Raw genomic sequence first — 11,999 nt, 5'->3', positions numbered from 1 at the left:
GCGGGGGTGGCGCGCGGCTACCTGAACCGGCCCGAGCTGACGGCGGAGCGGTTTATGGCCGATCCGTTCAGTAAGGAGCCGGGAGCGCGGATGTACCGGACCGGCGACCTGGCGCGCTACCTGCCGGACGGCAATCTCGAGTTTCTGGGCCGCAACGACGACCAGGTGAAGATCCGCGGCTTCCGCATCGAGCCGGGCGAGATCGCCGCGCGGCTGTCTGAGCACGCCTGGGTGCGCGAGGCTGTGGTGGTGGCGCACGCGGATCGCGCCGGTGACAAGCGTCTTGTCGCCTATGTGGTCTGTGGACCCGAGACGGTATCGGACGACGAAGATGACGGAAGCGGGCTTGCCGGCGCCTTGCGCGCGCATCTGAGCGGGCGGCTGCCGGACTATATGGTGCCGGCTGCCTTCGTGCAGATCGAGGCGCTGCCGTTGACGCCGAACGGCAAGCTTGATCGCAAGGCGCTGCCGGCGCCGGACGACGACGCCTATGCGCGCCGCAGCTATGAGGCGCCGCGCGGCGAGATCGAGACGCTGCTGGCCGGGATCTGGGCGGAGCTTCTCGGGGTCGAGCGGGTCGGCCGCCACGACAACTTCTTCGAACTCGGCGGCCACTCGTTGTTGGCCGTGCAGCTGCTCAACCGAGCACGTGATCTTAAGCTGCGGTTTAGCGCCGCCGACCTCTTCCAAGCCCCAATTCTGAAGGAACTTGCCTCTAAGCTTCCCTTGGAGCGTCAGCCCAGCAGTCCGGGAGTGATTTCCGTTCAAGCAACTGGATCACAGCCACCGCTGTTCTTTGTTCCCACAGGTTGGGGTGATTGTTCGTACGTCCTAAGGTTGGTCAAAGAGATAGACATAGATTGTCCCGTCTATGCTCTGCCATGGCCCTCTTTCGAGGACGTTTGTCCACTGACTCTTGAGGCAATAGCCGCGCCGGTCATCGTGACAATCAAAGGAATCCAGCCACAAGGCCCGTACCGCTTTGCTGGATACTCATCAGGGGCGACCTTGGCTTACGCCATAGCTCAGCGATTACTGGATCAGGATGAAGTCGTGGCGTTCATGGCATTCATCGATGTTACGCTACCTGCGAATCCATCAAACATAACACCCACCCAACTGGTATCCGAAGGGGTGCTGGAAACTCTCAAATCCGTAGATGACAAGCACTTCGAACTATTGGAATGCTTCGCTAGACAAAGTTCGATTAGCCAGCTGCTTGAAAAGGCGCAGCAAATAGGGGCCATACCTCCGGATCGTGATCTCCACGATGAGGTTTTGATGTATGAAAGAATTGCGCAATTTCAAAGAGCGCTGCAGTCGTACCGCGCCCCATCCCTGCCAATCGAAATACATCAGTTTTATGCTACTGATTCTGCCCTCAGCCGGCGCACGCGATGGGGCAAGAACTCGATAGGCCCAGAGACAAGTTCGCCCATGCGCGGCTGGGACCGGATTTTGAGCCCAGGGGCCATTACGGCTGTACCGATCCAGGGCGACCACGTGACGATGATGAGTGTTCCGGAAAACCGCAAAGCTCTGGCCCGGGCCATTTCAACGGCCCTAACCGGGGCTCTTGAAAAAGATCCCTAGCCCGTCCTGTTCACGAGGCGGTTGATGTCTGCTGTTCTGGATTGTGAGCGCGGCGACACGTCGCGCCTTTTTCATCACGGTGAGGTTTGGAACAGACGGAACGCGTTCGCAGGGAAGAAATGGGGCGATCGGGGCGATGGCAGCCCCGTCGTTCAGGGTGAGGCCGCCCGCGGGTTGGGCGTGATAGCCCCGGCCAGATGGAGCAAGACGACGGCGTCCGGACGGCATCGTCAATTTAGGCGAGAAAATATGCTGGACAATCGGGCCGACATGCAACGTCCGATTTGAGGCCTTCACGGGATTTTTGAAGTCTTCGCAAACCCGCCACGGCAGCTGACGCCACGTGAGTTACATTCTGGTCAGTTCAGCTCCGGACAGTCCTTGCCCGCGGTCCGCTAGGCTGTAGTGACAATTTAATCATTTGAGCCAGAGCATGATACGTATCCATCCGAGGTGGGCCGTGGGACTTGGATTCTTGCGCGTGATAGCATAGCAGAATGGTCTCGAACTCTTTGAATGAGGGCTCGACGATATGTTTAAGCTGCTTCTGTAACGGGTTCTCCCGAGTCAATCCCTTGTGAGCTTAATCCCTCGCCGAGTGCTTGCTTCTGTCCGCAGTCGACGCCGGGTCGCTGCTGTATGGGGTCTGCTGAGGACCGGCTGGCCAATCTAGTCACGCGCAGTCACCTGAGTGCTGCTTGCAGCTTAGCGGCCTAACCCATCCATCGTCCCGGCGAAGGGACCTTGCTCGAGGGCTGATGGCAGTGCCCCCGAAAGCTGTGTTGTTGTCTCCTTGCTGCTCAGGTGGCCATGGCTGGCGCCGCCCTGTGGGGAATGAAGTCGGTCCCATCTCGGAGCATGTGGTGCAACACAACCGCCAACTTGCGGGCCAGCGCGACACGCGCCTTTCTGGGACCCGCACGTCTGGCGACCGCCAGCGCCCAAGTCTTAAGATCCGAGCCTTTGACAGGCCTGGTCAAGATGACGTTGGCCGCCTCGTAGAGCGCGGTTCGTACGCCCACATCGCCGATCTTCGAGATGCGACCGCTATAGTCGGTCTCGCCCGATTGATACTTCTTCGGCGTCGGTCCGAAATGCGGCCCCACCGCTCGTGATGATCGGAAACGCTCAGGCGCATCAACGGCCGATACGAATGTCAGCGCCACCACGACGCCAACGCCGGGCGTCGTCATCAGCCGGCGTGCGTTATCGTCCTGACGGGCCATGGTGCGCAACTTGCGTTCAAAACCTGCAAATTCGTCGTCGAGCGCGTCGCGGACCTTCAACAGCGAAGCGGCGATCGCCTCCAAGGTTGGATGCCCTTCAATCAGCTCGCGGATGCGTGCCGCATAGGTGCGCCGCGTCGTCGGCCCTACCTTGAGGCCGAAGCCGCGCAGAATGCCCCGGATGCTCATCTCGATGTCGTGAAGCTTTCCCTGGATGAGTTTGCGTGCGGTCAGCAGCGCTCGCACCTCCTGGGCCGGAAGAGATTTGCAGTGAACTGCTCTGAACCAGCCAAGCCGCATCAACTGCGCAATGCCTCGCGCATCCTTCTTGTCGGTCTTCACCGGCATCGTCTTGAAGGCCGTCCGCACGTGCCGCGTCTCAATCAGTTCGACCGCCAGATCCGCCTTCGTCATCCCGGCATGGAGCCACTGCGACAACGGGCCGGCCTCGAGACCAATTCGTTCCATAGCCACGCCGTGCTCGCCAAACCAGGCGATCAGCGCATCGGGCTCGCTGAGTACCTTTGCTTCCCGCACGATGCGGCCATCTGCATCCACCACGCACACACTTGAGTATTCCAATGATACGTCGATGCCGGCATACTCTTTCATGGTCGTCTCTCCGTGATGCTATGGAGCAGGCTACTCCTGACTCCGCGACACCATCATTGTGAGGGACGACCACCAGACCTTCAAACCTAGCTGGCTGGGCTCCGCCCGTTACACCATCTCGTAACAAGCCTTGTCGGCGATTTGTTCTCGATAAAATTTCGTCACGTGATAACGAGTGATGCTGTTTGCTTGTAGCTCACCCTCGGCTACTTCGCGCGTCCCCTCGATGAAATTCATGGTAGTAGTATCGCGCGTCGCGTCAGAGTCGTCGACCGATGCTTCAACTTTGCTAACTCGAGGCGCGGCGGATATGCGCACGTTCGGCTCACGATAGCTCAGGTTCTCGTCCTCGCAATGACCCGCTTCCGGATTCCGCTCCGGCTGCGCCTCAAGCAGATTGCAGCGATCCTGGTAAAAAGCCACTTCCCTCGGCTTCGACTCTGCCGAAAGACGACTGCCTTCCTTCTCCAACAGTGGCACCGACCAGACCCGCTGGCCGAAGTCGATCGCCATCTGACTCAGCGCCTGCTCCAAACACCTCGCGAATTGCTCGACCGTGCTCCGGTCGAATAGCGAAGTCGAGTAAATAAGCTTTCCGCGAATCGTCTCACCTACCTCAATAAGCTCAAGCGCTAGATCATGTTGCGCGACATGTTCGCAAGCGCCGATGTACTCAACTTTCAGCCCCGGCACTTCCACTGGCGCCTCAAGGTTGTTGGCCGATGCAGGTATAGCATCTACGATTGCAGTATGAGCCTGCTTTCGGGGAGGATTGACGCGTTCGATCACCTGATCAAAGGCAAGTCCTGGTATACCTGCGCCCAAAGCACGGCCGTATTCACCTGCTCCAGCAATGCCCCCACGGTCGGATCGCCTGACAGATCGACCTGCAGCGTCGGCGTGTTGGTGAAGGGCCCAATGAGCCGAGTAATCTCGGCGCGCGTGCGGTTGGCGCTCGGCATCTCGATGATTAACTTCTCCTGACCCGATAATCGGGCCAACAAAAGCGCCCATCCCGCCAGCACGGTCACGAACAGCGTAGTCCCAAAACGTTGGCTCTGCGCAATGAGCTGCGTGGTCAGCGGCTCGTGCCACACGAACTCAACACAACTGCCCCCGGGGTCCTGGCGCGTCGGACGCGGCCAGTCCGTCGGCACCCTAAGCACCGTTGGCGCGCCCGCCAGCATCCGACCCCAGTATTCCGATTGCCGCTCTAAAATCTCTTCCGTCAGCCAATTGCGCTGCCAAAGCGCGTAGTCCGCATACTGCACCGGCAACGGCGCCAGCTGAGGAGGGCGGCCTGTCCGGGCGGCGGTATAAAGCTCGGTGAACTCGCGCGTCAGGATGTTCACTGACTGGTCATCCGAGACCATGTTGTGCATGGTAATCAGCAGCACGTGGTCGTCCACTGTCAAACGCACAAGCCGCCCGCGGATCAGAGGTCCGACTTCAACGTCGAATTGTGCCTGCGCTTCATTGCTTATCAACATCGCAAGAGTCGCGTTCGCATCGGCTGCCAATGTGACATCGTCGTGTTTCAGCGGCAGACCGACGCCAGCCGGCCCCACCCGCTGAAATGGTTCGTCGCCATCCACTCCGATGGTGGTGCGCAGCACCTCATGACGCACCACCAACCCGTCCAAGGAGGACTGCAGGGCCGCTTCGTCTAGCTTGCCGCGGAGCCGAAGCCCACCTGCAAGTGACAGTCGTCCCTGCCACCCGTCAGACGCGAATGGAACCAAAGCCGCTGCTGGGCGAAGGACAGCGGCACCCGCGTCGGACGCGGCAAAGCTCTGATTGGCGGGATCGCGCTCAAGATTGCAGCGTCCACTGGATTGATCTGGAGGGTTCGAGTGGATTTCATTTTAAACCCTTCAGCTGAAGTCTGCGGTTTGCCACTATCGCAAGGAATAAATCGACGTGTGCCAAGCAATCAGGATGATGACAGAAGGCGTTTCGGTTGCCGATATCTGCTGCAAGTCTGATGGGACATGGCTCGACACCTGATAGACGTCAGCACTGACGAGATTGTTACTAAGTTGGCCATCGCCGCTCAGATTGCTGATGTCAGAGCGGTTCAACGGAGGTTTTGCCCGCAGGAGCGCCTTGAGCTTAGAGCAAACACCTTGATTAGTCGGGACTATAGAACGGCAAGAATGCAATTCCACAATGGCCCACGTCAAGCAGCCAGAAAAGAGTGCTCGGCAGGCGCCGGATGTGGCGGCACTCGCATGCCTTGGATCGGTCCGGCTTCGCAGGCATCGTTGATGTCAGCGTAACATGATGTTTCAAAATATGAACTTTGGATCATCTCTGGGATCGGCGGAACGGCTTCCCGAATGCCTACAAAGCATGAACGGAGAGCGGCGCGCCACTTCGCCTTTGCCGCAGCCGCCGCGTCGAGTTGGAACTCGAGGCAGAAGCAGTCCCTCATTGACCGTCAACCTGCGTGGCGGGCTGTGGTTCCACCATGTATGACGTGCATTTCATACGCCTGACGGCCCAGTGCGGCTTCGAAAAACTCAAGATCATCATTGGACCGGCGCCTTCGATTTCGCGCAATGCTGCGAAGGAATTTGGGCCCGAACTTATAAACGCCGACAGGGCTCAAATCAGAGACGTTTCTCCCACTGACAGCGTCCTGGGGGAGGATTGCTGTAAGCCGCAGCGACTTATTTGTTAGCAAGCGCAACGATCGCTGGCTATCTGCCCTACCTACTACGACGAGGTTGCTGTCAGATGACTGTACCAAGCGCTCGATAAGCGAGAAGTCGATGTTGAGGTTCCCGGTGAAAACAAGGACGTCGCCACATACCTCGCCAATCTCGTCTACCGTTACTGCATCAATGAGGCGCCCGGCATTCGGCGTAGGCAGAGCGCGTAAGCAGAGCTCCATGCCATTCAGGCCATTACGGAGACCCAAGCCGAGATCACCAACACCATGAAGAGTTAAGATCACCGTCTTCTGCACGCCTGCCTGCGCCAACTGAGACAACAAGTCACTTAGCGCTGATGTGCCCGCAGGCAAGCCTAGCGCCGCTTGGCAGCGACCTTTTTGGTCTGCAATTATCTCTCGTGCGTCGGTGACAATGATCGCCAAGCTCTGAATCATTTTAGCCATCCTCGGACTGAGAACGCCATTGAGACTAATTCTGCATCCAGCACTCGGTCCACTATCACACCAGATAGCTAATAAGCCGATAAGCCGAAGCGCAAGTCAGTTGGTGTGAAGTGATCGGCACGCTATTTTGCTTCCGGGAAAGCAAACGACCTGGCCCAATTCTGGCCCGCTTGGCTGAGGTCACCGGCCGGTTTCGATCTGCGTATCAAGCGTCATCGTGAACTGGTCCGGACGCATTGCCTCAAGCAAAATGTTACCGATAGGGTTGATGCTCCTGACGGGGCGCTGCTGATTTGCTGTCCCGGCTCGGGGGGCGGATGGCACGGCGGATCAGCATGGCGACACGGACGGAACTGGTTGAGGCAATCATCGAACGATATCGATCTAGCTGCCGTGCGGACAAGCAAAGGATTCTCGATGAGTTTGTTGCGGTAACCGGCTATCACCGCAAGCATGCAATCCGGGTTCTAGCTCGACGCAAGAAGCCCTCGCCCGGACACAAGAATACCAGCCTCCGTTATGGCAGCGATGTCCGCGACGCACTCATTGTATTGTGGGAAGTATCAGAACGCTTATGTTCCAAACGACTCAAACCGCTGATACCTGTTTTGTTGCCTGCGCTTGAGCGCCATGGCCGACTAGAGCTTGACGCCACGCTACGCGGCAAACTGATGACGGTGAGCCCTGCAACGATGGATCGGCTTTTGACGGAAGTCCGTATCGCAGCGCGCGGCGGTCAGCGTCGACGTGCTGGCATGAGTTCGGCGGTTCGCCGGTCGGTTCCGGTGCGCACCTTCGGAGATTGGAACGATCCTCCGCCTGGCTTCGTCGAGGTCGACTTTGTAGCGCATTCCGGCACGTCTTCGTCGGGGAGCTTCGTGCAGACAATGGTGCTGACCGATATATCTACGGGCTGGACCGAATGCGTTCCGGTCCGTACGCGTGACAGCGGCAAGGTGATCGTGGCGATCAAACAGGCCCGTTCGCAGTTTCCCTTTCCGCTACTGGGTGTCGACTTCGACAACGACAGCGCCTTCATGAACGAATTCGTCGTCTCCTGGTGCCGTAGCGAGAATTTGGAAGTGACACGCTCTCGCGCCTATCGGAAGAACGATCAAGCACATGTTGAGCAAAAGAACGGCGCGATCGTGCGTCGTCTGGTGGGGTACGGTCGGTTCGTCGGTACGGAAGCGACGATTGCTCTTAGTCAACTTTATGCGGTTGTCCGCCTTTACGGCAATCTGTTCCAGCCGTCATTTAAGCTGCAGGATAAGACGCGGATCGGGGCGCGCGTGATCAAGCGCTATCATCCGCCAGTTCCACCCGCCGCTCGTGTCCTTGCGAATTCTAGCGTGGCCAAAGCTGACAAGAAGCAGCTACAGGCAATGCTGGAAAATAGCGACCCCGTTCTGTTGTTTGCCAGCCTGCGTGCTGCACAAGAGGAGCTTGGAAGACGAGTTGATCGTCGTGGTGTGAATCAGAAGCTTGAGGAGCCCGTTGTTGTCGATCTCCAGCGCTTCGCCGCAAGTCTAAAGCTGGCCTGGAAGAATGGCGAGACAAGACCAACGCATCGGCGACCCTATCGACGGACCAAACCCTGGCCCAAAAGACCCAGCATGTATGAGCCTTTTGAGGCGCAGATCAAGGAATGGCTGAAGGACGAGCCAGCTCTCTCGGCAGCCGGTGTGCTGCAACGCTTGACTGAGATCGATCCGGCTCGCTTCAAAGCCAAGAATATCAGAATGGTGCAACGGCTGGTAAAGGCCTGGCGCATGGAAATGGCTGGTTTGCTCATCTTGGATGGTGGTTGGATCAAGAGCTTACCCGCATCACCTGCCGTCGCGGCGGCAGGTGATGCGGGTATCCCGAAGCCTGCTACGTTCGGTAACATCTACCGGTGAGGCAATATGAGGGGTCAGTTCCTCGCTTCGCTTGACAGGCCTTGCGTTCCAGGTGGTGTGGCCCGATCTTCTCATGCGTCATAACCAGCCTCCTTCTGTTGCGAGGCGCTCCCGCCGTTTGCGTGGTCTACGAGTAGTCGCACTATGAGCGCCGTGAGTGTCTGACGCGCTTCCTCCGGCAACGCCTGCCATTGCGGTATCGCCGGACTCCTCCCGCTGTGTAGGCCAAGAACAGATCGAACTGATAGGTCGTGAACTGACGTGGCATGGACATCTCCCCGACTCGCTTCGTGAGAGTCCAATGCTGCGCCTATCTCCTCTCGTTGTGATGGGGTGCCAGCCTCTTCGAGTATCCTCGCCAAAGCACGCAGGCTGGCGAGTTCAACATGTGGAACCGGCATGGTGCGCCAATGCGCACTGGCAATTCGATCGAACATCCAGACCGGGATTTCCAGCCACCGGCCAGCGGCATCACTGGTAAGGCTGCAGCGGAAGACGGCAATTCCCTTGTCGAGCACTTGATGGATATGGATCAGCCGTCCCGACCAGGGGTGCCACGGATATAAGAGCTCGTGAACTTCAGTCCCGTGGGTGTTCTGTTGCTCTGTTGTACAACCAGCGACGTCCTCATTCATCGCTTGACCGGCAGACGCCGGATCAGGCTTACTTCAACGCGCTGACGCCAATCCCGGCAGCAGCGTAACCAAGGCGGAAATCCACTTAACAAACGCCGGGTACTGTTCAGACAAACCGAGCCAGCTCTCTTCCTGGCACAGTCGGCCGTGAAGAACTCGGAAGCCGTTGATTTAACGTAAGAATTGAATGATCTGCAGATCTTATAGTTGCAGGAAACAGCCGCCGAACAGGCTGTTTCCTTGCAAAATCAGTTTGAGGTTTCCCTGGCTGGCGAAGCGTGATTCACTGGGTTATCGCGGTGAATCGGAGGTTAGGCATGGGCAAACCACGCGAACGGCGCGAAACGGGTGAACAGGATCTATTCCGATCCCGGCTCGACCAGATCATCAACATGAAGCACGAACTGGTGCGTCTGGCGCAGGCCATTGACTGGTCAGTGCTGGACGCCCGTTTTGGTGATGTCTATTCGGACGGAGCGGGCATGCCGCCATTGCCGACGCAGCTCATGGCGGGGCTGGCCATTCTCAAGCACACGTTCAACCGGTCGGACGAGGCCCTGTGCGAGCGCTGGGTGGAGAACCCCTATTTTCAGTACCTGTGCGGCGAGGAGTTCTTCCGGCACGAACTATCGTTCGACCGCTCCTCGATGACGCGCTTGCGGCAGCGCATGGGCGAGGAGCGGATCGCCGCGCTCTTGCAGGAGAGCCTGGCAGTGGCAGTCAAGACAGGCGCGATGAAGCCACAGGATACGCAATTATTTCGCTGGCGAACAGGGTGACGCCGTCAATGCCGTTCTGGCGGCCGCCGGATACAACTTCTCCCTCCTGCTGCGATGGTTCAGGCAACTTTTGTGTCTGTTAGCCGCACTACTCTTCCCGTTCCAGAGCCGACCAATGCGGCATCAACCTGCCTGAGAACGAGTTCTTCACGATCGACTGGCACACCGGCTACTAACTCGACGACGTTAGATCACGAGCGCGGCCATTCCTCGGAGGTGTAGCAGGATGCAGTAACCACTTAAGCCTTTGCGTTGACAGATTTCTCCAGAATGTCCAGGCCGCGTTGAAGTGTCTGCTCGTCAATTGTCAACGGAGGGAGAAGCTTGATAACCTGATCGTCCGCGCCGCATCGCTCTACGACGAGCCCTCCTTCAAAGGCGTTTCGGACGATTTTCCCGGCCAGTTCTCCTGTGCCGCAATCGAGCCCCAGCATCATGCCCCTTCCGCGCACGAGAAGGCTCTGATCTTGGTTGCTTTCACCAATCTCCCGAAGACGTTGGCTCATAATGTGGCCTGTCTTCGTCACACGCGCAGACAGCTCTCCATTCCTCCAATATTTCCGCAATGCAGCAGTCGCCGTTATGAGGGCAAGGTTATTGCCTCTGAAGGTACCGCTGTGTTCGCCCGGTTGCCAAATATCGAGTTCGGGTTTGAGCAGCAAAAGGGACAGCGGTAGTCCACAGCCACTGAGGGACTTAGACAAGAGAACGATGTCTGGCGATAAATCCGCAAATTCAAAGCTGAAGAAGTCACCCGTTCGTCCGCAACCTGCCTGAATGTCATCGACAATGAGGAGGATGCTGTTCTCTCTGCAGAGCCGCTCCAGCGACTGCAGCCAACTTTTGCTCGCAGGGTTGATGCCGCCCTCGCCCTGGACGGTCTCCAAAATGACGGCTGCTGGCAGATCGACACCACTGCTCGCATCCGCGAGCACCTTTTCCAGATATACCGGGGCATCTTTATCGGCTCCCCAATATCCGTCGTAGGGCATGAACACTGCTCCGGCTGGAGGAAGACCCGCTGCATCTCGATAATACCGGTTGCCCGTTACCGCAAGCGCGCCTAAGCTCGCTCCATGATAGCCGTTGGTAAATGAAATTATACTGCTCCGCCCGGTGGCCTTCCGTACGAGTTTCAAAGCAGCTTCGACGGCATTGGCGCCGGTAGGTCCGGTGAACTGGAATTTGTACGTCAGGCCGCGCGGACGCAATATTATTTCCTCGAAACACTCCATAAACTCTCGTTTTGCTGACGTAGCCATATCCAAACCATGGACAATACCGTTTTCCGTTAAATATTGCACAGCATTGTTCAGAAAATCAGGGTCGTTGTGACCGTAATTAAGGGCACTTCCGCCGGAGAGAAAATCGATGTACTCGCAACCATTCTCGTCTTCGAGGATGGCTCCTGCGCCCTTCCTGAACACAACCGGAAATGATCGCGAATATGATCGCACGTTCGATTCGAGTCTTTCAAAGGTGGCCAGCAAGTTGGATTGACGCTCTTGAAGCATGATCTTCTCCCGACGATGCCACGAAAGAGCCGCGGCATAGTACTTGAATTACGTGACGCAATGTCTGCTTTCACAAGCCAGCACTAGCTGGAAATTCTGGCGACAACTCTGCGGTTTTAAACGCTAACCTCAGCCCATGCGCCTACCTACGTCGGTAGCGTGGTCACCAGCCATTCTTGTGGACACCAGCCATTCTTTAGTATCCGCCTACTCCAGTCAGAATAAGTGGCCCCCCAAAATTCCGGACGCGACCTCCACTGGTTAATACCAACGTGAGCGGTCTCTGACTCGTTTTGCGGTTTCCAAATCAGTTGAATTCTGAATCTATGTCGCAAACGGAGGTTTGCGGATGACATTGGGAATTCCACTGCGCGATGACTTCGACGGTTTTGCCCTGCGGGCATTGGCCAAGAGCACGAAGGATGCGGCACAGGCTCGGCGGCTTCTTGCCCTTGCCGAAATCTATGATGGTCATTCACGCAGCGACGCGGCCAGGATCGGAGGCGTGACCCTGCAGATTGTCCGCGATTGGGTTATGCGCTTCAATGCCCGCGGTCCTTCAGGGCTCATCAACGGCAAAGCGCTTGGCAATCAAGGAAAGCTTTCCGATGTGCATCG

General features: G+C 57.6%; 9 protein-coding genes and 1 pseudogene. 4 read left to right on the top strand and 6 right to left on the bottom strand.

Annotated features, from left to right (window positions below):
• A partial coding sequence (locus BSG20_RS38565; RefSeq protein ID WP_143147599.1) for a thioesterase domain-containing protein occupies positions 1-1,593 on the top strand: 1,593 nt, incomplete at its 5' end.
• Positions 1,594-2,393: 800 nt separating this feature from the next.
• Here BSG20_RS38565 and BSG20_RS33570 read toward each other — a convergent pair.
• From BSG20_RS33570 to BSG20_RS33545, 5 genes are all read right to left on the bottom strand, one after another.
• Positions 2,394-3,431 (bottom strand): IS110 family RNA-guided transposase, encoded by a 1,038-nt coding sequence (locus BSG20_RS33570; protein ID WP_072382083.1) that lies wholly within the window; start codon positions 3,429-3,431, stop codon positions 2,394-2,396.
• A gap of 108 nt (positions 3,432-3,539) precedes the next feature.
• Entirely contained in the window at positions 3,540-4,220 is a 681-nt protein-coding gene (locus BSG20_RS38740) for a condensation domain-containing protein (protein ID WP_167371655.1), read from the bottom strand.
• Complete coding sequence (locus BSG20_RS33560; RefSeq protein ID WP_244541520.1) at positions 4,217-5,074, bottom strand: condensation domain-containing protein; 858 nt, start codon at positions 5,072-5,074, stop codon at positions 4,217-4,219. Before BSG20_RS33560 ends, BSG20_RS38740 begins: the two co-directional genes overlap by 4 nt.
• Before the next feature lie 23 nt (positions 5,075-5,097).
• A complete protein-coding gene (locus BSG20_RS36870; RefSeq protein WP_167371654.1) occupies positions 5,098-5,295 on the bottom strand; it encodes a hypothetical protein in 198 nt (65 codons plus the stop codon).
• 576 nt (positions 5,296-5,871) lie between these two features.
• Positions 5,872-6,543 (bottom strand): hypothetical protein, encoded by a 672-nt coding sequence (locus BSG20_RS33545; protein ID WP_143147597.1) that lies wholly within the window; start codon positions 6,541-6,543, stop codon positions 5,872-5,874.
• A gap of 896 nt (positions 6,544-7,439) precedes the next feature.
• Between BSG20_RS33545 and BSG20_RS38155 the strand changes: the two genes are divergently transcribed.
• Together BSG20_RS38155 and BSG20_RS33530 are read left to right on the top strand one after the other, a co-directional pair.
• Complete coding sequence (locus tag BSG20_RS38155) at positions 7,440-8,453, top strand: hypothetical protein (protein ID WP_244551842.1); 1,014 nt, start codon at positions 7,440-7,442, stop codon at positions 8,451-8,453.
• Between the two features lie 952 nt (positions 8,454-9,405).
• Positions 9,406-9,843, top strand: a pseudogene (locus tag BSG20_RS33530) (transposase); the annotation flags it as partial.
• A 263-nt stretch (positions 9,844-10,106) separates the two neighbouring features.
• On the opposite strand, the gene ectB reads toward BSG20_RS33530, so the two are convergent.
• Entirely contained in the window at positions 10,107-11,381 is a 1,275-nt protein-coding gene (gene ectB, locus BSG20_RS33525) for a diaminobutyrate--2-oxoglutarate transaminase (protein WP_072382072.1), read from the bottom strand.
• A gap of 349 nt (positions 11,382-11,730) precedes the next feature.
• Between ectB and BSG20_RS33520 the strand changes: the two genes are divergently transcribed.
• On the top strand, positions 11,731-11,999 hold a 269-nt coding region (locus BSG20_RS33520; RefSeq protein ID WP_143147596.1), incomplete at its 3' end, for a helix-turn-helix domain-containing protein.

It is taken from the genome of Rhizobium tibeticum (genome assembly GCF_900110205.1).
GTDB lineage: Bacteria > Pseudomonadota > Alphaproteobacteria > Rhizobiales > Rhizobiaceae > Rhizobium > Rhizobium tibeticum.
This window is presented reverse-complemented; position numbering and strand designations above follow the sequence as displayed.